The following is a 25,388-nucleotide window of genomic DNA, read 5'->3' on the forward strand; positions in this document are numbered from 1 at the left end:
CCGTTCACAGTCGCCGGACGCCACGGACCACCTTCGCGAACGACGATGCCGTCAGCAACCCCTTGCCCAGCTGGGGATGGCAGGCGCCGAGGTCGACCATCACGGCATAGGTCAGGCCGTGATCGCGGCGGACGGCGAGTTGGTCGAGGATCTCGTCCGGGGTTCCGGCCACGAAGATCTCCTGGAGCAGCGACGCGGGCACGCGGCGGCCGTATTCGATGGCCGTGGCCTCGTCGATGGTCTGCGGCAGGATGTCCTGCGCGCCGGCGAAGGTGGGGCCCAGCGGGTGTTCGGCACCGTGGCGCGCCCAGGCCTGCGCCGACCCGATGAGCGCGTAGGCGCGGACCACGGGCGAGTCGAGGATCTCCTCGACGATCGCCGCCGACCTGCCCGCGATGACGAAGAACCAGCCCGCCGCCCGCACCGCCGACGGGTCGCGGCCCGCGTCCGAGGCCGCGGCGCGGATGGTGTCGAGCTTGGCGCGATAGTCGGCGGGACTGCTGGGGAAGGCGGGCATCCAGGCATCGGCGTACCGGCCCGCCGCTCGCAGCATCCGCGGTCCGTGGGCGCCCATCCACAGCTCCGGCCGGGTGCCGCGATACGGCGGCAGCGCGAAGATCGCGTCGCGCAACGGAAAGAACTCGGAATCCCGGGAGATCGGCTCGCCACCGGAGTCCCACAGTGCCCGGATCGTGGCGACCGCCTCCTCGAACCGGGCCACCGGACGCCGCCAATCGACCCCGTAGGGCTCGTTGTTCTCCCGCTCTCCCGGCCCGATGCCGAGGATCGCCCGCCCACGGGTGAGCAGGTGCAGGGTCGCCGCGGCCTGCGCGGTCACCGCCGGATGCCGACGGCCGGTATCGGTCACCCCGATACCGAGGCGCAATCGACGCCACCGGTTTCGCGCGGCCGCGTACCCGAGCATCGTCCACGGCTCGTAGTAGGCGTCGGCCTCGGGCGCGACGCGCGCGCCGCCCGCGTGCCGCGCCGACCACACCGACGCCGGGAACAACCCGATCAGGTGATCGACGGACCACAGCGAATCCGCGCCCGCCACGGCAGCGAGGAACTCGGCATTGCGATGGGTGAAATCTGGGACGAACCGGCTGTGCAGGCCCGGATCGACGACCCCGGCCCGCACCCGCTGCTGTTTCCGCATCGCGCACCCGCTTCCGGAGGTGACGAGAAGGATTGCGTACCCGTGCAGTGTCCCACGCGCGAGCCGCCCACCCCGGTCGGACCGGGGTGGGCGGCTCGGTTCGTCGTGCGGGTTTTCCTACTTCGGCAGGCCCGCCTCGATCGCGGCGATGATGCGCGGGCGCAGGTCGGGCACGCTGACGATGGCGTCGACCGAACCGACCTCGACAGCACGCTGGATGTTGTGCACGCCGTCGAACTCCGCGGCCACCTCGCCCAGCTTCTCCGCGCGCACCGAGGAGCGGACCTCGTCGAGTTCCGCGGTCAGGGTGGCCCGGTCGGTGCCGAACGCGTTGGCGGCCTGGGTCTCCAGATCGCGCACGCGCGGGTCGGCCGCGGTCCGGGAGTTGACCTCGCCCGCGAAGACCACCGCGGCGGCGGGGGCGCCACCGAGGACGGAGGCGAACGAGCCCTCCAGCGCGAGTACGGTCATGTTCGGGTTCAGCGCCTTCGAGAACACCACGAACGCGCCGCCGTGGTACCGCGAGATCACGGTGAACACGATCGGGCCCTCGAAGTTGACGATGGCGCGACCGATCTCGGCACCGTACTCGAGCTGCAGCTTGCGCATCGACTCCGGCGAGCCGTCGAAGCCCGACAGGTTCGCCAGCACCACCAGCGGCCGGTTACCGCTGGCCGCGTTGATCGCCCGGGCGGCCTTCTTCGACGAGCGCGGGAACAGGGTGCCCGCGGTGTAGGTGTCGGGGCCGTCGGTCGACGGGAATCCGCGCCGCGGCACGTTGCGCGACTCGATGCCCAGCAGGCACACCGGGATACCGCCGAGGTGCGCGTCCTGCACCACCGCGGTCTCGGCGTCGGCCATGCCCGCCCAGCGTTCCAGCACCGGGTGGTCCTGGTCGGCCAGCGCGCGCATCACGGTCCGGATGTCGAAGGGCTTCTTGCGGTCCGGGTTGGCGGCCGCGGAGAAGATCTCACCGACGGTGGCGAAGGAGCTGTCCGCGAGCACGTGCGGGAAGCTCGAGATGTCGCGGTCGCTGGGGTCGACGGTCTGCGAGCGGCGCGGCGACTGCTCGCCGGGCGCGACGTAGGTGTGGTCGTAGTGGGCCATCAGCACGTCGCGGGCGGCGGTCAGGTTCGGCGCCCAGTACTGCGCCTGGCCGTTGGGGCCCATCACGCGGTCGTAGCCACCGATGCCGAAGTTGTCCTCGGCCGAGACGCCACCGGAGAAGTCCAGCGACTGCTTGCCGGTCAGCACCATCGCCGAGTCCGGGGTCATCACCAGCACGCCCTTGGTGTGCATGAGCATGGTGGCTTCGGCGTTCCAGTACGGCTGCGCGCCGACGTTGATGCCGGCGACCACGATGTTGATCTCGCCGCCGTCCTGGGTGAACTCGACGATCCGCTTGAGCGCGGCGGCGACCCAGTCCATGTTCTCGGTGCCGGACTCCATCGAGATCCGGGCACCGGAGGACAGCGCGTACCACTCCAGCGGCACCTGCAGGCGTTCGGCGAGATCGAGCGCGGCGATCACGCGGCGGCACTCGGGCTCGGAGAGCGCGCCCAGCGACTTGGTCGGGTCGCCGAGCAGCAGGACGCGGGTGACGCCCTCGGGATGCTGGATGGTCGGGGTGCTGACCACACCGGCGACGATCGCCGCCTTGTTGCGGCCCTTCGGCCGGTCGACGGGGACCAGCACGTGGTCGGCGTCGAGGTCGTACTCGGCGAAATCGCCCAGCACGCCGGTCAGCTCGTACGGGTAGACGGTGTTGCGGCCCGCGGCGCGCAGCACCTTCTGGCGGTACTCGTCGAGCGGCTCGACCGGCTCGTCGGTCAGCTCGCCGACGGTCACCTCGGAGCCGCCGGTCGCGCCGATCGTGATCCGGACGCCGACCTTGGTCAGCTCGCCGGTGTTCGGGTCCCGCTGCCGGGCGATGAGCAGGATCTCCTCCAGCCCGGCGCCGACGGCGGTCGGCAGCACGTGTCCACCGATCGTGGCCAGTTCCTCGCTGGTGACATCCATCGGCGGCCAGATGTACATCACGATGCGGTTGGTGTTGAGCCGCTTGGCCGACGGCCGCCGCGACTGCGCCCGGCGGATCGAGTCGACACAGGTCGCGATGGTGCTCTCGGCCGTGGGCAGGGCCAGCAGCCTGCCGTCGTGCTCGCGCAGCGCGGCCAGGTCGCGGACCTGGGCGAAGGCGATCAGGCGGTCGTCGGACGGGTTGCCCTTGGCGACGCACCGGAACAGGTAGACCTCTTCGTCGTCCGAGGACGGCAGGCGGGTCAGGTCGAACTTGCGCAGCCGCTCCATCTGCATCCGCTGCGCGATGTAGGGGTGCAGACCGCGGATCAGCCGCTCCTCCGCCATGCCTGTGGCCGACGGGCGGAAGGTGAAGTGGTGGTGCATGACCGCGCCGTTGCTGCCCGCCACCGTCGCGGTGATCCGGTGCACCTGCTGCGGCAGCTGGTAGCCGCCGAGGACCTCCTGCAGGGCCGCGGCCATGGCGTCGGAGTCCTCGGGCTGGGCTTCCCAGCTCAGGTAGATGTCGGCGTCGATCGAGGACGCGCCGCCGGCCAGCTCGCCGAGTCCCTGCACCGCGGTGCCGAGCTCGTCGAAGCTCACCGCGGCCGAGACCAGGCTCGCGCCGTCCCGCTCGGCGACGACGAAGGAGGTGCCGCCGACCTGCTCGGCGCGCACACCGGTCAGGCCCTTGTTGCCGTAGTAGCGGCGGGTCAGCACCTCGAGCAGGACTGTGTGCTCGGGCTTGTCGCGCTCGAGCCGCTGGCCGAGCAGGCGCACCAGCGGCTCGGTGCTGCGCACCATGTCGGCGATGCGGGTGGCGCGATCGGCGGCGTCCGGGTTCGCGTCCAGGTAGGTCAGGTGCTTGCGGACATTGGTGTAGACGCGGGCGCGGTTGCGGCGCAGCAGCGGCTGGCCGTACCAGCCGTAGACCAGACCACGGGTCAGGTCGGCGATCACCGGGAAGCGCACCTGGGTGGCCGCGACCAGTCGCTCCAGCGCCAGGCCGACGGGCTCGCGCAGCACCTGGTCGGGCATCGGCTCGCGCAGCCACTCGCGCAGCAGCGTGGTGATGACCTCGACGGTGTCGGTCGGGCGCTGCTGGGCCAGGAAGATCCGGAAGACCGCGGCCTCGAGATCGGCCGACCGGTCCAGCTCGGTGACGCCGTAGTGGCTCAGCGCCTGCGCCAGCTTGGCCTGGTACGCCTCGGGCAGACCGGCCCGCTCGACGTCGAGGCTCTGCAGGTAGGTGTGGAAGTACTCGCGCGCGCTGTGCAGGTGGCCGACGCTCTGCTCGTCGTCGGCCGCGCGGTTGTGGCTCAGTTCGGCGAGATCGGCGAAGACCTGGACGAGCTCGAGTTCCTCGGCCAGCGGGCGGTGATCGCCTGCGACGGAATCGCGGCGGGCCGCGAGGTACTCGTCGAGGACGCGGCGGTCGTCGTGCGGGTCGACGTCGAAGCCGAGCAGCAGGCTGCGCAGGTCCTGCAGACCGCGGGCCAGCCGCTCGTGCGGCTGACGCGGGGCGGGCTCGGTGGGCAGGTCGAGTTCGACCGTCCCGACCACTTCGGCCTCGCCCGCCTCGTCGTCGTCGGCGAGGGGCTCCAGGCGCAGCAGCGGCGCGCCGGTCTCGACCTGGGTACCGACCGAGACGGCGAGTTCCTTGAGCCGGGCGCGGAACGGCGCGCGCAGCACCGTCTCCATCTTCATGCTCTCCAGCACCAGCACCGCGGCGCCGGCCTCGACCTCGGCGCCGACCTCGAGCGGGGTGCCGACGACCAGCGCGGGCGCGGGCGAACGGACGACGCCGCCCTCGTCCCGGCTGATCCGGTGGGTCACGCCGTCGACGTCGACCAGGTGGGTCGGTCCGTGGGTGCCGGTGATCAGGCGGTAGCGGGTGCCGTTGACGACGATCTGCCCGGTGTGCTGATCGAAGCGCTCGAGATCGACGTCGGCGGTGGTCAGTTCGGTCCCGGCCTCGATGCCGACGCGGAACCGGTGCGCGCCGATGCGGGCGACGCGGACCCGGTAGCTCGCGCCGCGCAGCTTCAGGTCGAGCGGGCGGCCGCTCTCGTGCTGGACCTGCGGGCGGCCGCCGGAGGCGGTGGACAGCAGGCGGTGCCGCTCGGCGCGCTCCTCGTCCTCGTAGGCGTCGATCGCGGCGGCGGCCAGCGCGATGGCGGAGTGCTGGTGGGTCACCAGGCGGCCCTCGCCGCGGACCCGGTCGATCCAGCCGGTGTCGGCGCTGGCGTCGATCACCTCGGGCTGCTCGAGCAGGTCGAGGACGAAGCTCTTGTTCGTCGCGCCGCCCTCGATGACCACCCGGGTCTGCGCCATGGCCCGGCGCAGCCGGCCCAGGGCCTCGTTGCGGTCGCGGCCGTAGGCGATGATCTTGGCGATCATCGAGTCGAAGTCGGCGGGGATGGTGTCGCCCTCGCTGACGCCGGTGTCCACGCGGATGCCGGGGCCCGCGGGCAGATCGAGGCGCACGATGCGGCCGGGAGCGGGCGCGAAGTCGCGGTCGGGGTCCTCGGCGTTGAGCCGGGCCTCGATGGCGTGGCCGCGCTCGACCGGCGGGGTGCCCTCGAGCTTGGTGCCGGAGGCCACCGACAGCTGCGCGTGCACGAGATCGACACCGGTGGTGCACTCGGTGATCGGGTGCTCGACCTGCAGCCGGGTGTTCACCTCGAGGAAGGCGAACAGCTGCTCGCCCGGGTGGTACAGGAACTCGACGGTCGCCGCGCCGCAGTAGCCGACCGCGACGGCGAGGCGCTCGGCGGAGGCCTTCAGCTCGCTGGTCTGCTCCGCGCTGAGCACGGGCGAGGCGGACTCCTCGATGACCTTCTGGTTGCGTCGCTGCACCGAGCAGTCGCGGACGCCGAGCGCCCACGCCGTGCCCTGGCCGTCGGCGATCACCTGGACCTCGACGTGGCGGGCACCGGTGACCAGCCGCTCCAGGAAGACCACGCCGCTGCCGAAGGCGCGCGCAGCTTCCTGCTTGGTGCGCTCGTAGGCGTCGACCAGCTCGGCCTCGTTGGTGATGACGCGGATACCGCGCCCGCCACCGCCGGCGGTGGCCTTGAGCATCAGCGGGTAGCCGATCTCGGCGGCGGCCTCGATGGCGTCCTCGACGGTGTCGACCGCGCCGCGGCTCCACGGCGCGACCGGGACCCCGACCTCCTCGGCGAGCAGCTTGGCGCCGATCTTGTCGCCCAGCTTGCGCATGGCGTCGGCGCTGGGGCCGATGAAGGTGACGCCGATGTGCTCGCACAGCTCGGCGAAGGCCGGATCCTCGGCGACGAAGCCCCAGCCGACCCAGGCCGCGTCGGCCTTGGTGGCCACCAGGGCCTGCTCGAGCACCTTCAGATCCAGGTACGGGCGGGCCGAGGCCGGACCCAGGTCGTAGGCCACGTCGGCGGCCCGGACGAAGGTGGCGTTGCGGTCGACGTCGGTGTACAGGGCGACCGTTTCGATCGGTAGCCCGCTCGCCGCCGCCAGATCACGGACGGCATGGATGAGCCGCATGGCGGCCTCTCCCCTGTTGACGATGGCGATGCGGCTGAACACTCGCCGACTCCTTTCCAATACCGAGTTGTGTGGCCCGGACGGGTACGAATTCGAACTCCGGTTCCAGGGCAGTGTGCACCTCTACTCCGTATATGTGAACAGCGTCCAAGGGTTACCCGCACGTATTGTTGGAGTCGGTCACATCCCGCCCCGGTCAGTGTGGGGTTCCCGGCGTGCCTCGGCGCGCGCGGACGGCACGGCCGCAGGCGGTACATCCAGTGTCCTCCGGATCGCGCGACCGGCCGAGAGTAGTGCGCTACCCGGCGCGTCCCGACGTCACTTGACGGCGCCGGTGAGCGCGACGGAGGCGCCGAGCCCGATGATCATCGCGCCCCCGGTGGCGCCCACCGCTTCCAGGCGGCGCGGCGAGCGGGCGAACCAGCCGCGCGCGGTGCCCGCGAGCAGCGCCCAGCTGCTGTCGAGCACCAGCGCCAGCACGGCCATGATCGTCCCGAGCACCACCAGCTGTCCCACCATCGACCCGGCCGCCGGATCGACGAACTGCGGCAGCACCGCGGCGAAGAAGACGATGGCCTTCGGATTGGTGACGCCGACGACGTAGCCCTGGCGGAACAGTTTCGTCGCCGCCACCGGCGCCGCGCCCGCCGCCAATGCCGCCGACAGCTCCCGGCGGTGCCGGATCGCCTGCACACCCAGGTGCAGCAGATAGAGCGCCCCGATGATCTTCACCGCCGTCAGCACCAGCGCCGAGACCGCGAGCACGGTACCGAGCCCGGCCGCGACCAGCACCAGCGTCGTCTGCACGCCCATGGCGTGCCCGAACACCGACAGCAGCGCGGCCCGCCGCCCCGAGGTCAGCGCCCGGCCGACCGCGAACAGCACGCCCGGCCCCGGCACGACGACGATGACGAACGCCGCCGCGAGGAACGCGAGCAGATTCGGAAGCGGAACCATCCACCGACCGTACGGACCGAACAGCCTGTCCGGCAAGGTTTTCAGAACAACGCGCCGAGCAGCCGGGTGCAGCGGGCGATCATCGCCTCGGCGCTTTCGTCCGGGTGCCGCAGCCACCAGTTCACCAGCGCCGTCACCACCCCCATCCAGACATCGGTGAGCGCGGACAGGTCGGCGGGGTCGGTGATGCCGCGTTCGGCGAGCAGGGCGGCGGCGCCGCGGTACGCCTGCTCGGCGAGGCGGCGTTCGGCCTGTTGCGAGGCCTCGGCCGCGACGCCGTCCGGTGGGTACGACCGGTCCAGCAGCACGTTCCAGTCGTGCGGTCGGCGCGCCAGCACGGCGATGACGACTTCGAGTGTGTGCTCGGCCATCTCGATCCCCGGGGTGCCGTCGAAGACCGGTTCGATGGCACCGCACACCGTGTCGGCCGCCCGTTCGACACACGCGGCGTAGAGCCCCTCTTTGCTGCGAAAGTAGTGGAACACCATGGGTTTCGAGACCCCGGCCGCGGTCGCCACGGCGCTGGGGGACAGCCCGGCGTAGCCGACCCGGCTGATCTGCTCACCGGCGATGTCGAGGATCTGCTGTTCGCGCTCGGCGCGCGGCACGCCCTTCGTTCCCGCGGTGCCCATCACGCCCTCCTTCACCCGGTTGACCGTGTCCGGCCACCAGGTAATTTACCGCCTCCCCGAACACGGTCAATTGAGCGGGCGACCATCTCGGACGCGGCGCACAGCCGGTTGACGTCGAATTGACCAAACGGTAATTTCCCCATTGGTCAGCTCGATGCACGTCCAGCGAAAGGCGCCGATCCATGGCGATCACGACTCCCCTGCTCCACGGCATTCAACGCACCGTCTCCGGCTCGCACGCGGTGAACGGCACCCCGTACGACCCGAGCACCCCGTTCCATCCGCCCCGCGGGCGCTACCGCACCGTGCACTACGGCCTGATGTTCCCCGGCCTGCCCGCGCCGCTGAACTTCCTGGACTTCATCACCGTGATCGGGCAGCCGAAGGTACGGGCGTTCCGCAACGCGCATCTGATCGAGACCACCGCGGCCGATACGGCGAACCTGCTGGCGGGCACGGCGGTCCGCTTCCCCGGCCAGTTCCGCGGCTACCAGGTCGCCCGGGATCTGGAGCTGGCGCCGGACGCCAGCCTGATCCGGTTCGGCGAGGACTTCGCGCTGCGCGGTAGCCATCCGGACTTCCTGGTCACCTACCGCAATCCGGAGTTCCGCGCGGATCTGCGGGTGCGCGCCACCGACAAGATCGCGCACTTCGCCAAGATCCGCGGCGGGCTCTACGACCACTGGTCGCTGCTGTGCGAGTACGAGGGGACCGTCGAGCATCAGGGCACCCGCTACGCGCTGTCCGGGCTCAGCACCCTGGAATACGCCCGCGCCGTCTCGGTCGACCTGTTCATCGACTTCTTCACCTATCAGATCATCAACATCGACGCCGACACCCAGGTGCTGATGGTGGAAGTGCGTGGGCCACTGGGGGTTCCGTTCCAGCAGACGGTGTACGTGCGGTCCCGCACCGACCACGGCGGCGCCTACGAGAACGGCTACCGCTACCAGGTCACCCGGTACGAGCCCACGCCACGACGGACACCCGAGGGCCGGGACATGACGCTGGGCACCGCGTTCACCTGGGCGGTCGACGACGACAACGGCGACCGGCTGATCGAGATCGACGCCGTCGCCAACGACGACTACATCTACGGCATGACCGGCGGCTACGTCGGCAGCTACCGCTACACCGGCACCTTCCGCGGCCGCCCGGTCACCGGCACCGGCTACGTCGAACAGATCGGCACGCCATAGCCCCCACCCAGGGGCAGCGCGAACACGGTGGTCAGCGGGCCGGGAACCGCAGGATCCGGTCGTCGCCCGCGCGGACGTCGCCACGGCCGTCGGTATTGGAGGTGGTGAGCCACAGCGCGCCGTCCGGGGCCACCGCGACGGTGCGCAGGCGGCCGTAGGCCTCCCGCAGGACAGCCACCGGATTCGTCGCGTCACCCGCGGACAGCGTCGCGGTCCAGAGTCGTTCCCCGCGCAGCGCGGCGACGTACACGGTGTCGCCCGCGACGGCGATGCCGGAGGGCGAGGACTCGGCGGTCGTCCAGGTGAGCAGCGGCTCGGTGAAGCCGCGGTCCGCGCCGCCCGCCCCTTCGACGACGGGCCAGCCGTAGTTGCGGCCCGGCTCGATCCGGTTGAGCTCGTCCCAGCGGTTCTGGCCGAACTCGGCGGCGTAGAGGGTGCCCGCGCGGTCCCAGGCCAGGCCCTGCACATTGCGGTGGCCGAGGCTCAGGACCGGCGAGCCAGGGGCCGGATTGCCCGGCGCCGGCGCGCCGTCGGGGGTGAGCCGCAGGATCTTGCCGTTCGGGCTCGCCGGGTCCTGCGAGCGGGCGCTGTCGGCCGCGTCGCCGGTGCCGACGTAGAGCATGCCGTCCGGCCCGAAGGCGATCCGGCCACCATTGTGGTTGCCCGCCTTCGCGATTCCGCCGTAGACCAGTTCTTGCGGTTCCCCCGGCCGGAAACGCACGACGCGATTGTCGTCGGCCGCGGTGAAATACGCGTAGACGTACCGGGTCTCGGCGTAGTCGGGAGCGACGGCGAGGCCGAGCAGGCCACCCTCGCCACGGGCGACGACGCCGGACATCTGATGGACCAGCTCCGGCGTACGACCGGGCGTCACGCGCAGGACACGGCCCGAGTCCCGCTCGGCCACCAGGGCCGCGCCGTCCGGCAGGAACGCGAGCCCCCACGGCACGTCGAGACCGCGCGCGATCTCCTCGGCCGATCCCAGCGCGGGGCTGCCCGTCGGCGAGCTCGGCGCGGTCGAGGACACGGCGGCGGTGGGCGCGCTCCGGTCCGGCTCGTCGCTCGCGCAGGCGGTGCCCGCGAGGGCGACCACCAGCGCGGCGCCGAGAACAGCTCGTCGGCGACCGGTCGTCACCCCACCCATGGTGTCAGATCAGTTTGGCGAGCTGGTCGCGGTCGGTGGCGTCGAGTTTGATGCACGCGCGATAGATGTGGCCCTCGACGGTGCGGACCGAGACACAGAGCCGTTCGGCGATGGCCCGGTTGGACAGCCCGCGGCCGATCAGCGCGGCGATCTCGCGCTCGCGCTCGGTGATCGGGAGCGGGCGGGCGGCGGCCGTGATGGCCGGCGTGCCCGCACCGTCGCAGCGGGCCGCGAGCGCGGTGGCGCGGGCCGCGGCCTGGGCGCTGGGGCGGCGCTGGCCCGCGTGGTCGAAGATCGGGACGGCCTGGGCCGCGGCGTCGGCGGCGGCCAGCAGCATCCCCACGGCCTCGAACTCCACGCTGACCGCGGCCAGTGCCGTGGTGTCGCCGTGGGCAACGGCGGCGGCGTGGCGGGCGTAGATGTCGGCCACCGGTCCCTGCACGCGGGCCGCGACGGTGGCGAGCCGGGTGCCGAGGGAGCGGTCGCCGAAGCGGGCGGCATGGTGCAGCGCCTCGGCCTCCTGCGCGAACTGACCGGTGCGGTGGGCCAGGTCGGCGGCCTTGCGGGCCAGGTCGATCGCGGCGTGCTGGCTGTGCTCGGCCGCGGCCACCCAGGCGCGGGCGATCATCCGCTGCGGCTCGTGCAGGGCCATGTGCGGGCCGCTGTGTTCCTCGGCGTCGGCGAGCACACGCTCGGCCTGGTCGACCTCGCCCACCGCCGCGTAGGCCCGCGCCAGCACCAGCCGGGCTGGCAGCTGCCAGGGCAGGGTGCAGTCGGCGTTGAGCGCGGCCAGCGCCTGTTCGAAGGCGGTGATGGCGGCCCGGAACCGGCCGCGATAGGTCGCGACGACGCCGATCGCGATGCGGGCGATGGCCCAGCCGGCGAACTGGCCGGCCGAGGAGAACTCCCGGTATTCCGAGGCCCGCTGTTCGGCCTGGTCCAGGTCGCCGATCATGGTCAGGGCCATCACATCGCCGTAGCGCACCATCACCCGGATCAGGCCGTCGGTGGACTTCTGTTCGGCCGTGATCCGGGCCGCGATGGGCGCGAAATCGGCGCCGCGGCCGACGAACGGCAGCGCGAGACCGAGGGTGAACGCCGCGAAATCGGCGGCCTGCCGGGGCGAGTCCGGATCGGCGAGCACCCGCTCGGCCTCCGCGACGCCGACGGCGAGCCGGTTCTCGTGCACCGCCATCGCCGCCCGGACCGCGTCGACCAGCAGCCGCAGCGACGGATGCTCCACGCGGGCGGCGACCAGGTCGATCACCTGGTGGGCCCGATCGACATCGCCGAGCGACCAGAACTGCAGGCTCGCCCGCGGCAGGCCCCACTGCACCACCTGCAGCGGATCGAGCCGGTCGGGATCGAACCTGGCGAGGATCTCGTCGGCCTCGTGCGGTTTGCCCTGCCACAGCAGCGCCCGCGACAGCAGTTCGGCCGCGCGCAGGCCGCCGCAGCGCTCGCAGGCGGCGCGGGCCAGCCGCTCGCCCAGCGGCAGGTTCGCCAGGGCGATCGCGTCCTTGGCGGCGTTGATCAGCAGCATGATGTCGATCGGCTGATCACTGTCGACGCACAGCTGCGCCAGCCGGATCCGCTCCGCGGGCGTGTCCAGCGCCCGGTCACGCAGGGTCTCGACGATGCGGCCGCGCCGGGAGCGGGCCGCGGCGGTGCCGATCCGGCGGCGGACCACCTCGCCGAGCAGCGGATGGCTGAACCGGACGTCGACCGAGGTGCCGTGGCGGCAGACCCGGATCAGCCCGCTGAGCTCGGCGGCGTCGACGGCGTCGACCCCCACCAGCTCGGTGAGGATGTCGATGTCGAGCGGCTCGTAGACCGACAGCATCCGCAGCGCGTCGAGCACCGGTTCGCCCGCCCTGGTCAGCCGCTCGTCGAGCAGGTCGACCAGACCGGACGGCACCGCGGTCGGACCGCGCAGCTGCCAGACCCCGTTGACGTCGGTCAGCGTGCGCGCCTCGACCGCGCCCTCGACCATGTTGCGCAGGAACAGCGGGTTGCCGCCCGAGGCCTCCCACATGACATCGGCGCTGAGTCCCTCCAGCGTCCCGCCCAGCACGGTCTCGACCAGGGCGGTGCACTGCGGTTTGGACAGCGGGGTGAGTTCCACGCGGGCGAGGAACCCGTCCTTCCACAGTGAGGTGATCGCGTCGGGCACGGGCTCGCCGGAGCGGACCGTGGCCACGATGCGCGCGCTGCGGTCGACGGCGATCTGGTGCACCAGGGTGGCGGAGAGGGTGTCGAGCAGGTGCGCGTCGTCGACACCGATCACCGTATCCGGTTGCGCCAGTACGTTTTCCCGCGCCGAGTGCAGCAGGGCGAGTGGATCACGCGAGGCCGAGGCGGCGATCCAGGGGGCGAACGCGCCGAGCGGAATGGCTTGCGAGGAGGCGGTGCACGCCACCCAGCGGACCGGCTCCGCGAGCACCGCGGTGACCAGCCGGGCCAGCGTGGTCTTGCCGATGCCTGCGGCGCCGACCACTATCACTCCGCCGCTGTTCGTGTTCGTCAAAGCCGTACGGACGGCATCGAATTCGGCGGGGCGATCGAGCAGTTGCCACAATTCGCCCATACACCAAAATTCTAGTTCGCGACCGGCTCCCCCACAACGGATCGGAGCAGTGGTCATGGCGGCAGCTCGGTGGCGTCGCGGGGCTCGAGCCGCGGCGCGTTGTTCACGTCGTGGCGGTAGTCGCTCGACGCCTCGTAGACCCGCTTCTTGAGCCGGTTGATCGACCCCAGCGGGCGATGCGCGTCCAAGCCGCGCCAGGAGTTGAACGACAGCACGTCGTCGCCGTAGGCACGCCGCTGCGGGGTGTAGGGATCCTGGACGTCGAACCGGATGGTCGCGACGGTGCGATGCGGAGACGCCTCCTCCGGCCACGGCACGGTCGCGTCCTCGATCGGCATGGCGGCCACGTCGGTGCACAGCTGCGCGCGCAGTTCGTAGGTGGCGCTGTGCGCGCCGAAGAAGTCGATGATCGCGTCCTGGTGGGCATTGACCCCGGCCGCCGTGCTCACCGGTTGTCCTTGCAGCGCAGCGGCTTCCGGTGACACCGGGACGTAGAGCAGCTTGGCGACGTAGTCGCCGTAGCGGATCGGCGCCGAGGTGTAGAAGGTCTCGCCGAGGATGTGGGTGTTGGGCGCGACGAACACCCCCAGATTCGGCGGCACCCGCTTGCCGACGCGCCGCAGCACGTGCCTGTCCAGCGCCGCGACGAGATCGCTGCCGGTGCGAAGGACTTCGTCGGGCAGCCGGGCCAGCACCCAGGCGGTCGGCATGCCCTGGGTGAGGTAGGCGTGCGCGTCGGCGAACAGGAACTCCCGGTGGGTCACCATGATGAAGTCCTGGGTGGTGGCCTCGTCGCCGGCCATCGCGCGCGGGCCGTGCACCCCCAGCACCTTGATGCCGAGGCCACGCACGCCGCGCAACTGATCGCTGCGGATGACCCCGGAGGTGCTCGACAGCCGGGCGATGACCGGATACGTGCCAGGCCTGGCGAACAGGCCCTGTGCCAGCTCGGGGGGCAGGCCAGGGGGCACGGTCAGTTCGCCGCGCAGGATGCCGTGGCTCTTGGCGTGCGCGTCGCGCAGGCCGCGCTTGTACTTGCGGTAGGCGCGTTCGTTGTTGTCGCGCAGGACCGCGATGATCTTGTCGATGATCTGTTCTTCGTCGGGGCGCGGCTGTTCCAGGTCGTCGCGAAAGCGAAGGTAGGTCATCGCGGAGTCCTCCACGGGGCGAAGGGATTCGCGACGCCCTCCAGGGCGGGCGCCAGCGTGGGGAAATGCCGCAGCAGCACGGTGCGCATGCTGTTGTCGCGCACCCAGGCCATACCGGCCTCGGTGTAGATCTCGGGCCGGAAGTCGGTGGTGAAGAACCGGTCGGCCGACAGCCGCCGCGAGGCCATCAGCACGAAGACCCGGAAGGCGGTGTCGCTGAAGCCGAAACCGGGTGGCTTGGGCTCGGCGTACAGGCCGATCATCAGGTCGACGTCGTCGACATCGCCGTAGACCTCTGCGAGCTCAGCCGCCCACTGCGGGTTGTCGGTCAGCTCGTCGAACGAGGCGGCGGGCGGGAGCCGCAGCTGACGCCGGAACTCGTTGTAGCGCGGTACCCCTCGTTCGCGGACCCGCAGGATGTCGATGGTGGCGAGGTCGATCAGGGGCTGGCCGGGCCGGGCCAGCTCCTGCAGGTGGCGTGGATAGTTGTGCAGCGTCAGCGCGCCGGGATGGGCGCGGCCGAAGGAGTAGAACAGCGTGTCCATCGGGGTCTCGCCGAGGCGCTCGCGGATGTGGGCGACCCCCAGCGCGGGGAACGGATGCTCGGCCAGCACCCGGTCGTCGGTGAGACTGCGCACCACGAGGTCGTCGGGGATCAGCGGGTGCATCCGGTACACCGAGACGAACTCCTCGGTCAGCGCGTAGGGCACGCCGTGGTCGTCGACCGCGGAACCCGGGATGCCGGAGAGCACTTCGTTGCCGACGAGGCGGCCGAACCGGCGCGAGAGGCGCTCACCGAGGACGCCGAACCAGTTGGCGCGCATGGCGGCGACGGTGGTGGGGTGGGCGATGATCGCCGGGGTCCAGTCGACGGTGTGGATCTTGGCGATCAACGCCGCGTTGATCAGGCGCGCGGTGTCGTAGAGCTGCTGGTCGTCCAGGTCGGGATAGCGGCGCGACAGGCGGCGGCAGATCGCGTTGTGCTCGCGCAGGAACAGCGAATGCAGCAGCGCCAGGCCGACCCAGGCGTTGGCGGCCGCGTCCGAGAGCGCGAGCAGGCTCGCCGCGTCCAGCGGCGGCAGGCCGAGCTCGTCGATCACCAGTTCGCCGTTCTTGCCCGAGCGCAGGGCGGAGGCGAATGCCGGTGTGCTGCCGTAGATCTGGGAGGCGTCCCACCAGTGCGAGTCCTGGGTGACATGGCTCGGCGGATCGCCGGGTTCGGCACCGGGGACCGCCGCGGTGCGCTGGATCGTCATCGGCCGTTCGGGCCAGGGGTCGTGCTCGTCGAGGGTCACCCGGAACGGCTCGCGGTCGGTGCGGGTGTGACTGAACCAATCGTGCACCTCGAACTGGATCCAGGCCGCCGCCAACAGGTTCAGTGTCGTGGCTGGCTGGAAGCGGTCGCGGGCCAGCAGGCGCAGGCTGACCTGGCGCGGGTTGGGCTCCTGGATCCGGACGGCGTCCTCCGGATGACTGTGCTCGGGGGCGAAATTGCGTCCGAACCGGCAGCCGACCGAGCCGGTGCGTGGATCGTCGGCGTTGTTGTAGGAGCCGTCGATGGTGCGCGCGGCACGGTGTTCGCCGGTCGTGTCCGGCGGCAGTGGTCCGGCCGGATGTCGGCCGGTGTCGAACAGATTGCGGGACCGCAGCCTGCTGCGCAGGCCGACCAGCACGGCCAGCCCCAGCGGTGTCGGTAACCGGAACCAGCCCACCCGCCGGTCGAGCACTTCGGCGGCCTCGACCGCGGCGCGGGCGACGAACGACAGGTGGGGTGGCGACGACTGCGGCGGAATCGCCGGCTCTGCCTCGACCATCGAGAACCTCCACATAGCTGACTGGCTCGAACCGCGATGTACGAGAAGTGGTCGAAGATCAGTTTCCTCCTCCGACGTGACCTATGTCATGAGTAGTGCACTACTCATGGCCGTGACCGGCCCGTGTCCGGATTGCCGCCGTGGCGCCGTGAGCCGGCCCGCGGCAATCGAGTAGCGAATTACGCGCGCCGAGCGGTGGGGCGATGGGCGACGCTGCTCGGGTGAATACTCCGATCGAAATCAAGGTCAATGTCGACGGGGACCTCGTCGATGCCCAAACCCGGCTGGGCTGTACCAACGCCGCCGCGATCAGCCGGGACGTGTGGTTCGCCGAGCCACGGGTCCCCGGCGCCCGTGGCGCGCCCGCCCTGCTGGCGGGCCGGATCGCCATCCGGCTGCGCAGCGGCGACTACGACGACCTGACCGTCAAGCTGCGGCCGTGCACCGCCGCGCAGCTGGTCGGCCGCTGGGCGACGCCGTTCACCGAGCCCGGGATGCAGTACCGCGTCGAGGGCGACTGGTGCGGCGACCGCCGGGTGCTGTCGGCCTCGGTGGTGAGCAGGCGCCCGGCCGGTTCGCTGCGGGTGGCCGCCCTGTGCGGCGAGGACGTCACCGAGGCCCTCGACTCAGCCCAGCGCCAGTTCCTGGTCAGCTGCACGCCGCCCGGTGTGGCGGTGGACCATCTGCGGGCGATGGGCCCGGTCGCGTCGACGAAGTGGACGAATGTCGCCGTCGGTGACCTGGCGGTCGACGCCGAGCGGTGGACCGTCGGTGGCCTCGACCTGTTCGAATTGTCCCTGCGAGTGAACCCCTGGCCCGGCGAATCCCCCACCGACCTGCACGCGCGCGCCCTCGACGTGCAGCGCGCGCTGCACGCCGCCGTCCGCGGCTACGGGCTGTCCATCTCGACCGAGATGACCAAGACCGAGCAGGTCCTCACCCTGCTCGCCGAGACGAGCTCGGTCGTCGAGTAGGCGCTACCCCGGCCGGGTCACCAGCGGCTTGCCGGTCTCGCCGTCCGTGTCCGGTGCCCCGGCCGCGCGCGCTCCGCGCAGCCCGGCGAAGACCGGATCGTCGAGTGCCCGCTCGGCCACCTCGTGCCCGAGGGCGCGGTAGGCCTCGAAATCCCATTCGCTGTAGAGCTGGTCGCCGGTGGAGGTGTACGGGAAGTCCGGATGCGCCCTGCTGTAGTTCTCCAGGTCCCAGCTCAGGTCGTCGATCAGTTGCGACCTGACGTAATAGATGTCGGTGGTGGCGCCGTCGAGATGCGTGGCGACACCGCGCGCCCACGCCTTGTGTGCTCGTTTCCGGTCGCCGCGCAGCATCTGCCGCAGGTCGACGCTGATCTCCACGCAGTGGTCCATGCGCGCCGTCGCGATGGCCTCGGCCAGCGCGCAGAACCGGTCGTCGGGACTGCCGCTGGCGTCGAGGACGATGACCGCCGCCGGCCGCCTGCGCAGCGCCTCCACCAGGCCGAGGTTGTCGTAGTGCCCGCCGTCGGTGACATAGAGCCACCGGTCGTAGAGCGACGGATTGCCGAACGCCTCGCGCAGCAGCCGGTACGGTCCCGGCTTGTCGGCCCAGCTGTACAGCGCGGGCAGCTTCGCGGCGAGCTTGCCCTGCGGGACGGGCTGCCAGTACGGATTCGGCAGCCACACCCCCAGGCGCGCGTTGAGCAGGGCGAGCAGGATCCGCACCGGCCGGGTACGGGCGCTCTCGCGGCCGGTGAGCGGGCTGAACGCGGCGCCGCTGATGGCCATCGCGGCGGGCACGGTGACATCGCGATACCGGTAGTCGGCCAGCTGCTCGTAGGTCCCGGTCGGGCGCAGGCCGTCCTGGGTGAGCGCGCGGTCGCCGACGACACCGATCCGCTCCGGATCGAAGACGAACGGCACGCAGCCACGCCGGGTGGGCACGAAGGCGACGTCGTTGGCGTTGGCGGCGGCCGCGATGACCAGCCGCGGTCCGTGCCCGACCGGCCTGCCGTAGTCGGAGTAGCGCAGCGCGGTGCTGTAGGGCAGCGGCACCGCCTGGTGCGAGCGCGGATCCTTGTCCACGAGAAAGGCTTTCGACAGCGCTTCCCGATAGTAGGTGTGCAGCGAGGTGCGGTTGGCGTCGGTGAACACCTTGATCGCGACGGCGATGCCGATCATCCACCAGGCCAGCGTCCAGTTCGAGCGGGCGTGCGCGTCGGTGGCGAAGACCGTCGTCCAGCGCAGCAGCAGGACGACCGCGACCGCGACGATCAGCGCGCTGCCCAGCCACGGCGCGACCTGCTTGCGCACCACCGCGAGCACGCGTCCGTACCAACCGCTCGACCCCTCCCCGGTGTGTAGGCCCTTCCACGCCGAGCGGCCGAGCCCGATCACCGCGATCAGCGTCGCGGTGAAGGTGAGCGCGCCCTTGCCGCCCGGGTCGACGAGCCCGACCAGCAGCGTCGTCGCCGCGCCGCCGGACCCGTCCGTCACCCGGCTCAGCGCGTACAGCGCGACCGGAACCCCGACGAGCAGCACGGCCAGCGGCACCCCGATCCCGAGCAGCACCCGCGATGCCTTCGCGAGGAGGTTGCGCATCCGGTCCGGCACCATCGTCAGCCGGTCCCAGGCCTTCTCCAGCACGAACGCCGCCAGCGCCAGCGCGAACGGGCCGAGCGCGATCGCCAGGTACCAGTACCCGCCCGCCGGGACCAGGTGCAGCTCGAGCCGGTCACCGTCGCGGGTGAGCACGTCGATGTCGTCGAGCAGCCAGCCCAGCCACCACGACACCGCCAGCAGCGCGATCCCGACCAGTGTCGCGTTCACGGCGATGCCGTAGAGCAGGGAGAACACGGCGCGGAACTTGTCGGTGCCGCGCGGCATCAGGTAGCGCGTGCGGCGGCGCAGATAGGCCAGTTCCGAGGATTCGAGCGCGTACGGATCGGTGAAGTTGCGGTGCACGATGTGCATGGCCGCGGCGATGTAGCCGCCGCCGCTCACCCCGACCACGGCGGTGGCGCTCTGGTAGCGCCCCCGGTCACGCAGCACCTGCAACGCGCCGAGGCAGAACGACGCGGACCGGATACCACCGCCCGAGCAGCAGATGACGAGCCCCTCGGGCGCCGTGGCGGCGGCCGGGGTCTGGGCGTACTTCGGTTGCGACGGGTCGTCACCGGCCAGGCGGTTCTTGGTGCCGCTGTACCAGATGATCGCGGTGATCACGAGGGCAAGCAGCAGGAAGAACAGGTGCAGACCCGCCTGGACGCGCAGCGCCATGACGGTGGTGCCGCCGCACGAGGCGGGCGCGCCGGTCAGCTGGATCGCCAGCACGAGGTCGGCCACGCCGTCGCCCGCTGACAGGATCAGCGAGACTCCGAAGACCCATTTCGCGAACCGGGCGTACTTCGGGTCCAGCCGCAGCGAATAGATGTAGACGTAGTACCGGTAGGTCGCCGTCGGCGCGGCGATCGCCATCATGGCGCCCACCAGCAATGCCAGCAACCCCGCGGTGTGGCATTCCTGCGGCGTGCGCGCGCCGAGCGGGAACGCCATCGTCGCCTGCACCGCGACGAGGAAGACCACGATCCCGGTGGTGGACGCGAAGACCTTGCCCCGCCCGACCTGTTCGATGGTCGCCAGGCCCGAGGTGACGTGGTCACCGCTGGCCCGCACGGGCGATCCGGCGTGCTGTTCGGCTGTGGTCATGGCGGTCAGTTCACGATGATGAAGTTGAAGAGCACCCGCAGGTTGGCGTCCCAGCCGACGTGGTAGCGCACCGTCATGGTGCCGTCGGCGTGCGGGACGACATTGAGGACCTGCATCGTCGCGGGTCCGAGGAACGGGGTGCCGTCGGCGTCGACCTCGGTCAGGCTGACCGAGACCTGGCTGTCGGCCAGCACCGTGGCGTTCGGGAAGCCGAACACCCAGGCGCCCGTTCCATGGGTACGGAGCACCTTCTGGGCCCAGAAGAGGGAGGAGACGTTGGTCCGGTCGATTCCCCTCGTCCCGACGCCGTTGTCGGGACAGCCGGCCGGTGCCTTCGTCGTTTCGAACCACTCCTCCTCGGTGTCCGGGCTGGCTGCCAGGACCGCGTCCTCGGTATCCGAATCGAACATCTCCCTGTCCTTCCGAAGAGTGGGGAGATTCCCACATCGCTATGGTCGCGCATCCGGTACCCGTTCCGAACGCGTACCGCACTACTCCACCTCGACGCGGCGATTTCGCCGATTGGGGTAGTGCCGCACGCTATCGAGACAGGTACGGCCGCCGAAGAATTGATCCGCGCCGGACTCCCCCGGCACACCTGATCGGACATCCCAGAAAGAGGGAACGACAGTGAGCGGATATTCCTTGCACATCGGATTGAACCGGGTCGATCCCACCGCCTACGGCGGCTGGGACGGCGCACTCGCGGGCTGTGTCAACGACGCGAACGCGATGGCCGCGCTGGCGGCCGCGCAGGGCTTCGCCGCCCCGCGCGTCCTGCTCGACGGCGCGGCGACCTCGTTCGCGATCATCGGCGAGATCGCCCGGCTCGCCGGCACGGCACGCGCGGGTGATCTGGTGCTGATCACCTACTCCGGCCACGGCGGCCAGACCAGGGACGTCGACGGCGAGGAGGACGACCGCCAGGACGAGACCTGGGTGGCGTTCGACCGCCAGATCGTCGACGACGAGCTGTACCGGATGTGGTCGCGGTTCGCCCCCGGCGTGCGGGTGGTGGTCTGTTCGGACAGCTGCCACAGCGGCACGGTGGTCCGCGACGCGTTCACCCGCGAGACCCGCACGGCGATCGTCGATCTGGCGGCGCGCGACTATCCCGGCGACGATCTCGGCGCCGTCGTCCACGGCAGCGCCAAGGCGATGCCACTGGACGTGCAGGCCGAGGACAACAAGCAGCGCGCGGCAATGTACGCCTTCGTCCAGCAGCTGGCCGGGCCGAGCGCGCAGGCCGTCGTCGAGGCCGGCGTGGTGCTGCTGGCCGGGTGCCAGGACTCGCAGCTGTCCTATGACGGACCGGTCAACGGACAGTTCACCGGTGCGCTGCTGCGGGTGTGGGGCGACGGCGCGTTCACGGCCGGCTATCGGCAGTTCCATCAGCGGATCATGAATCTGATGCCGCCGGACCAGGTTCCGAACCTGTTCACGATCAACGCCGACACCGCGTTCCTGGAGCAGCGCCCGTTCACGCCGTGAACAGCTCGAGCCGGGTGCGGCGATCACCGCACCCGCCCCGGGGTGTCCTCAGTCGGTCAGCGTGTGGCCGATCGTGGCCGCCACCGCCGGGTGGGCGAGGTACTCGGCGATGTCGTGCGCCCGCTCCTTCGGGTTCTCCACCGGGAGATCGCGCAGCCGCGGTCCCCACGCCTGCCGCAGCGGGCAGCCGATGGCGATCGGGTCGCCCGCGTACCAGGTGTTGAGCCAGTCGCCGACCCTGTCCGGCCGGTGCGGCCCACCGCTGAGCAGCTTGCCGTACACCCCGTCCAGCCCGAGCGGGCTGCCCGCGGTGACGAGCAGGCGCACGGTCACCTCCCGGGGCAGCTGGGTGAGCAGATCCATCGCCACCACCGTGCCCAGACTGTGGCTGACCAGCACGAGCTCACCGCTGGTCGGCATGTCGGCGAGCACGGTGTCGAGCACTCCTTTGCGCACCTTCTCGTCGTCGAGATAGGCCGCGACGTCCTTGAAGATCGCCCCGATGAGCAGCGAGTCCAGGCCGCTGCGCGCGGCGATCCAGCCGAGCTGGTCGCGCACCCGGCCCAGGACGACCGAACCGAAGCCGAAGCGCTCCTGCGCGATCGGGTCGGCGGGCGCCTCCTCGGCACTCGGCATCCCGAAGCGCTGGGCCGCCTCGGCGACCAGGCTCTCGTACAGCTCCGAGCCGGTCTCGACGGTGGCTTCGCGGGCGCTCAGACTCGCGACGAGCTGATCACCGTAGAACGGGAAGTAGACGTCGGCGGGATCGATCGGGCTCAGGTCCGCGAGGGTGAGGCCCTTGTTCAGGCCCGCGGTCCAGACGCGGCGCAGGTCGGCCGGATCGCGGCCCTCCTGCCTGCGTCCGTGCAGGAACACCACGCTGCGCTTGCCGCCGAACGCGGTCGGCCTGCCGTGGGTGCCGCGCACGATCGTCTCCGCGGCCGACTCCGGTTGCGGCGCAGCGGCGGTCGTGTCGACGACGACTGTCTCGGCGGACAGGCCCGCGGCGGGGCCGAGCTGGTCGAGCAGCGCGCGCTGCGCCGGATCGAACGCGCGGGAGCCGAGATCGGCCAGCAGCACGCTCACCCGGACACCCTCGTTGGCGACCCAGTCGATCGCGTCGTCGCCGTCGCCGCCCTGCCACGCCTTGCCGTCCTTGCGCAGGACCCGGCCCTTGTCGTCCTTCTTGGGCACACCGGCGTGGTGCAGGGCGACGATCTCCCACTGATCGTTGAAGACCGGCGAGCCGGAGTTCCCCGGCTCGGTGTCGGAGGTGTAGTGCAGGAAGTCGTCGAGTTGCAGGTCGAGCCGGTTGTCGCGGATGGAGATCTCCTTGAGCCTGCCCAGCGGATGGCCGACGACGTTCATCGCCTCGCCGATCACGATCTTGCCCGGCTTGGCGATCAGCGGATTCCAGCCGAACGTGTCGCCAGCGGCGGTGCCGTCGGCGCCCGGCGCCACCCGCACCAGGGTGTAGTCGAGATGCTTGCTCGTGACGAAGAAGTCGCCCGGCGCGAGATCGAAACGCACCGTCTGGGTCGGCACATTGTCGATGCCCGCTTCCGCCGCGAATTCGATCAGCACCGAGGCGGCGACGTCGACGTTGGGCAGCACGTGATTGTTCGTGAGCAGCAGTTGCGGCGAGACCAGCGACCCGGTGCCGATCGGCACCCGGCGACCGTGGTCGGTCAGCGAGATCCGGGCGACGGCGGCGGCCGCGCGGGTGCCGCGGGTCAGGAAGTTGACGGCCTGCAGGTCGTTGGCGAAGCCGATGACCCGCTCCAGCGAGCCGATGCTGTCGAGCGGGTCCTGTCGGCCCAGTTCGATGACGGCCTGGGCGGGCACCTCGCCGGTGACCAGCAGCCGGTCGGCTCTGGCGAGGATCTGTTCCTCGGTGTCGACGACATCGGATTCCGCCACCCGGCGTTTGCGGGTCACCTCGTCGCGCTCGGCCGCGCTGTCGGCGAACCGGCGCGACGCCGCGTCCATCTGTTCGCGCCATGCGGCGGTGCGGGTTTCGCTGTCGGTATCCATGGGTCACCTCGCCCGGAGAAGGATGCTGCTGGTCCCCTCAGCGTGGGCGGGTGACCGGGTGCCGGACACGAGTAGCGGACCACTCGAATTTCCGGGCTACTGCTCCCACCAGGAGGTGTAGACCCGGCCGTCGTTGCCGGTGACGAACGCGTCGAGTTCACCGGGGGTCCTGGCCACGGCGGCGACGGGCCCGCCGGCCGGGAAGACCCCGCCGATATTGCGCCACCGGTTGCCGATGCCGGACCAGTCCGACCCGGCCTGCCACCACGAGGTGTACACGCGCCCGTCGTTGCCGGTGATGAACAGATCCAGATTGTTCGAGGTGCGGGCCACAGCGGCGACGGGCGCTCCGGGCGGGAAGACGCCACCGATATTGCGCCACCGGTTGCCGATGCCCGACCAGTCACCGCCCTGATGCCACCAGGAGGTGTAGACGCAGCCGTCGTTGCCCGTGATGAACAGATCGAGATGATCGGCGGTGCGCGCCACCACCGTCACCGGCGCGCCCGCGGGGAAGATCCCGCCGATATTGCGCCAGCGGTCCCCGATGCCCGACCAGTCCGACCCGGCCTGCCACCACGAGGTGTACACCCGCCCGTCGTTACCGGTGATGAACAGATCCAGGTTGTTCGCGGTCCGGGCGACCGAGGTCACCCGCGCGCTCGCCGGGAACACCCCGCCGATATTGCGCCATCGATCCCCGACGCCCGACCAGTCACCGCCCTGATGCCACCAGGAGGTGTAGACCCGGCCGTCGTTGCCGGTGACGAACAGGTCGAGATGGTCCGACCGCCGCGCGGTCGCGGACACCCGCGCGGTGCGCGGGAAGACGCCACCGATATTCCGCCAGCGGTCCCCGATCCCCGACCAGTCCGACCCGGCCTGCCACCACGAGGTGTAGACCCGGCCGTCGTTGCCGACGGTGAAGACGTCGAGATTGTTCGAGGTGCGTGCCACCGCGGCCACCGCCGCCCCCGCCGGGAAGACGCCACCGATATTGCGCCACCGGTCGCCGAAGCCCGACCACTCCGAGCCCGCGTGCCACCACGAGGTGTACACCCGCCCGTCGTTGCCGGTGATGAACAGATCCAGGTGGTCGGTGCGCCGGGCGGTCGCGGTGACCGGCGCGGTCCGCGGGAAGAACCCGCCGATCCCGCGCCAGCGGTCGCCCGCACCGGACCAATTCGGGTAGATCGCGTGCGCGGCGCCGACGTCCCCGGCCGACAGCGCCGTGCGCTGACCCATCGTCACCCCGGGCGGCAGCGCGACGCGCGGGACGATCGTGTCCTGCCCGTTGGTGCTGAAAGCCGTTGCGGGGTAATGCATGATCGAGCCGAAGTCGTAGCCGCCGACGTCGTCGCCGTCGGTGATGTGCTGGGCGAAATTGTGCCGGTTGTCCGCGCTCACATTGGCCAGGCGGATCTCGACGAACGTCTCGCGGTCCTCCCGGCTCTGTTCGTGCCAGAGGCCGATCGCGTGGCCCATCTCGTGCACGACGGTGCCGGTCGGTGCGCCACTGGTCAATTCGATCGTCTGCATCCCGCCCTGCCTGCCGACCGGGGAACGGCTGGCCGTGCTCGGCACGAACCGCACGAAGTCGGCGTGCTGGGCGGTGCGCGGGATGAACCGCAGCCGGGTGCGCGAATTCCAGTGCGCCACCGCGTCGGTGATCCGCTGCTGGCCCGGTAGCGCCGGGTCGATCTCGAAGGGGACCACCGCGTTGGGCCAGCGGAAACCGGCCCCCGAGATGACGATGCCCTCCTGCTCGCGGCGGGCGGCGATCTCGGCGAGGGTGCCGAGGACGATGTCGCCCTCGAAGACGGCGAGGTCGTCGACCGCCGCGTAGGGCACTTCCCGGAGTCCGCGGGTGGCGCTCGGGATCAGGGTCGTCCCGGCCTCGGGGCCGGAACGGAACTCACCGGTGTCGTCCTGTTCGACGGTGGCCGGGACGGTGTCGTCGATGATCATGGCTGCACTTCCTCGGATGTTCGGTGGCCGTGCA

The 25,388-nt window shown here is 71.0% G+C and carries 15 protein-coding genes; 3 read left to right on the forward strand and 12 right to left on the reverse strand.

Going from position 1 to position 25,388, the window contains the following annotated elements:
- Positions 1-4 precede the first annotated feature (4 nt).
- The 4 genes from ACFYWJ_RS27595 to ACFYWJ_RS27610 all read right to left on the reverse strand — a co-directional run bounded on the left by ACFYWJ_RS27595 (position 5) and on the right by ACFYWJ_RS27610 (position 8,289).
- Positions 5-1,159, reverse strand: coding sequence for an LLM class flavin-dependent oxidoreductase (locus ACFYWJ_RS27595; RefSeq protein ID WP_355281191.1), 1,155 nt, complete (start codon positions 1,157-1,159; stop codon positions 5-7).
- 117 nt (positions 1,160-1,276) lie between these two features.
- On the reverse strand, positions 1,277-6,742 hold the full coding sequence (locus tag ACFYWJ_RS27600; protein WP_355281189.1) for a carboxyl transferase domain-containing protein: 5,466 nt from the start codon (positions 6,740-6,742) through the stop codon (positions 1,277-1,279).
- Positions 6,743-7,018: 276 nt separating this feature from the next.
- Positions 7,019-7,657, reverse strand: coding sequence for a LysE family translocator (locus ACFYWJ_RS27605; protein ID WP_355281187.1), 639 nt, complete (start codon positions 7,655-7,657; stop codon positions 7,019-7,021).
- A 41-nt stretch (positions 7,658-7,698) separates the two neighbouring features.
- Positions 7,699-8,289 carry a TetR/AcrR family transcriptional regulator gene (locus ACFYWJ_RS27610; protein ID WP_355281186.1) on the reverse strand — a complete coding sequence of 197 codons (591 nt, stop codon included), beginning with the start codon at positions 8,287-8,289 and terminating at the stop codon, positions 7,699-7,701.
- A gap of 182 nt (positions 8,290-8,471) precedes the next feature.
- Between ACFYWJ_RS27610 and ACFYWJ_RS27615 the strand changes: the two genes are divergently transcribed.
- Complete coding sequence (locus ACFYWJ_RS27615) at positions 8,472-9,488, forward strand: DUF6670 family protein (RefSeq protein WP_355281184.1); 1,017 nt, start codon at positions 8,472-8,474, stop codon at positions 9,486-9,488.
- 31 nt (positions 9,489-9,519) lie between these two features.
- Here ACFYWJ_RS27615 and ACFYWJ_RS27620 read toward each other — a convergent pair whose 3' ends face one another.
- Genes ACFYWJ_RS27620 through ACFYWJ_RS27635 form a run of 4 tightly spaced genes read right to left on the reverse strand, consistent with a single transcriptional unit; the run spans position 9,520 to position 16,181 of the window.
- On the reverse strand, positions 9,520-10,623 hold the full coding sequence (locus tag ACFYWJ_RS27620) for a PQQ-dependent sugar dehydrogenase (protein WP_387208241.1): 1,104 nt from the start codon (positions 10,621-10,623) through the stop codon (positions 9,520-9,522).
- A 13-nt stretch (positions 10,624-10,636) separates the two neighbouring features.
- Positions 10,637-13,219: a LuxR C-terminal-related transcriptional regulator gene (locus ACFYWJ_RS27625; protein ID WP_355281181.1), complete on the reverse strand. Its 2,583-nt coding sequence runs from the start codon at positions 13,217-13,219 to the stop codon at positions 10,637-10,639.
- Between the two features lie 53 nt (positions 13,220-13,272).
- On the reverse strand, positions 13,273-14,367 hold the full coding sequence (locus ACFYWJ_RS27630) for a catalase family protein (RefSeq protein WP_355281180.1): 1,095 nt from the start codon (positions 14,365-14,367) through the stop codon (positions 13,273-13,275).
- Positions 14,364-16,181, reverse strand: coding sequence for a peroxidase family protein (locus ACFYWJ_RS27635; RefSeq protein ID WP_355281178.1), 1,818 nt, complete (start codon positions 16,179-16,181; stop codon positions 14,364-14,366). Before ACFYWJ_RS27635 ends, ACFYWJ_RS27630 begins: the two co-directional genes overlap by 4 nt.
- A 221-nt stretch (positions 16,182-16,402) precedes the next feature.
- Here ACFYWJ_RS27635 and ACFYWJ_RS27640 point away from each other — a divergent pair, with 221 nt between their 5' ends.
- Complete coding sequence (locus tag ACFYWJ_RS27640; RefSeq protein WP_355281176.1) at positions 16,403-17,155, forward strand: hypothetical protein; 753 nt, start codon at positions 16,403-16,405, stop codon at positions 17,153-17,155.
- A 3-nt stretch (positions 17,156-17,158) separates the two neighbouring features.
- On the opposite strand, the gene ACFYWJ_RS27645 is transcribed toward ACFYWJ_RS27640, so the two are convergent.
- Together ACFYWJ_RS27645 and ACFYWJ_RS27650 are read right to left on the reverse strand one after the other, a co-directional pair.
- A complete protein-coding gene (locus ACFYWJ_RS27645; protein WP_355281175.1) occupies positions 17,159-19,861 on the reverse strand; it encodes a hypothetical protein in 2,703 nt (900 codons plus the stop codon).
- 5 nt (positions 19,862-19,866) lie between these two features.
- Positions 19,867-20,271, reverse strand: a complete 405-nt coding sequence (locus ACFYWJ_RS27650; RefSeq protein WP_355281173.1) for a hypothetical protein — start codon at positions 20,269-20,271, stop codon at positions 19,867-19,869.
- A 235-nt stretch (positions 20,272-20,506) separates the two neighbouring features.
- Between ACFYWJ_RS27650 and ACFYWJ_RS27655 the strand changes: the two genes are divergently transcribed.
- A complete protein-coding gene (locus ACFYWJ_RS27655) occupies positions 20,507-21,352 on the forward strand; it encodes a caspase family protein (RefSeq protein ID WP_355281172.1) in 846 nt (281 codons plus the stop codon).
- Between the two features lie 48 nt (positions 21,353-21,400).
- Here ACFYWJ_RS27655 and ACFYWJ_RS27660 read toward each other — a convergent pair whose 3' ends face one another.
- Together ACFYWJ_RS27660 and legP are read right to left on the reverse strand one after the other, a co-directional pair.
- Positions 21,401-23,386 (reverse strand): serine protease, encoded by a 1,986-nt coding sequence (locus tag ACFYWJ_RS27660; RefSeq protein WP_355281170.1) that lies wholly within the window; start codon positions 23,384-23,386, stop codon positions 21,401-21,403.
- 96 nt (positions 23,387-23,482) lie between these two features.
- Positions 23,483-25,354, reverse strand: a complete 1,872-nt coding sequence (legP, locus tag ACFYWJ_RS27665; protein ID WP_355281168.1) for a Dot/Icm T4SS effector Zinc-dependent metalloprotease LegP — start codon at positions 25,352-25,354, stop codon at positions 23,483-23,485.
- Positions 25,355-25,388 lie beyond the last annotated feature (34 nt).

The sequence above is a fragment of the Nocardia sp. NPDC003269 genome (assembly GCF_042888005.1).
GTDB lineage: Bacteria > Actinomycetota > Actinomycetes > Mycobacteriales > Mycobacteriaceae > Nocardia.

Bases quoted from the DNA above. Each gene is read 5' to 3' on its own strand.
- legP (WP_355281168.1), bottom strand. From the start codon at position 25,354: ATGATCATCGACGACACCGTCCCGGCCACCGTCGAACAGGACGACACC.
- ACFYWJ_RS27650 (WP_355281173.1), bottom strand. From the start codon at position 20,271: ATGTTCGATTCGGATACCGAGGACGCGGTCCTGGCAGCCAGCCCGGAC.
- ACFYWJ_RS27625 (WP_355281181.1), bottom strand. From the start codon at position 13,219: ATGGGCGAATTGTGGCAACTGCTCGATCGCCCCGCCGAATTCGATGCC.
- ACFYWJ_RS27630 (WP_355281180.1), bottom strand. From the start codon at position 14,367: ATGACCTACCTTCGCTTTCGCGACGACCTGGAACAGCCGCGCCCCGAC.
- ACFYWJ_RS27635 (WP_355281178.1), bottom strand. From the start codon at position 16,181: ATGGTCGAGGCAGAGCCGGCGATTCCGCCGCAGTCGTCGCCACCCCAC.
- ACFYWJ_RS27610 (WP_355281186.1), bottom strand. From the start codon at position 8,289: ATGGGCACCGCGGGAACGAAGGGCGTGCCGCGCGCCGAGCGCGAACAG.
- ACFYWJ_RS27595 (WP_355281191.1), bottom strand. From the start codon at position 1,159: ATGCGGAAACAGCAGCGGGTGCGGGCCGGGGTCGTCGATCCGGGCCTG.
- ACFYWJ_RS27615 (WP_355281184.1), top strand. From the start codon at position 8,472: ATGGCGATCACGACTCCCCTGCTCCACGGCATTCAACGCACCGTCTCC.
- ACFYWJ_RS27645 (WP_355281175.1), bottom strand. From the start codon at position 19,861: ATGACCACAGCCGAACAGCACGCCGGATCGCCCGTGCGGGCCAGCGGT.
- ACFYWJ_RS27605 (WP_355281187.1), bottom strand. From the start codon at position 7,657: ATGGTTCCGCTTCCGAATCTGCTCGCGTTCCTCGCGGCGGCGTTCGTC.
- ACFYWJ_RS27660 (WP_355281170.1), bottom strand. From the start codon at position 23,386: ATGGATACCGACAGCGAAACCCGCACCGCCGCATGGCGCGAACAGATG.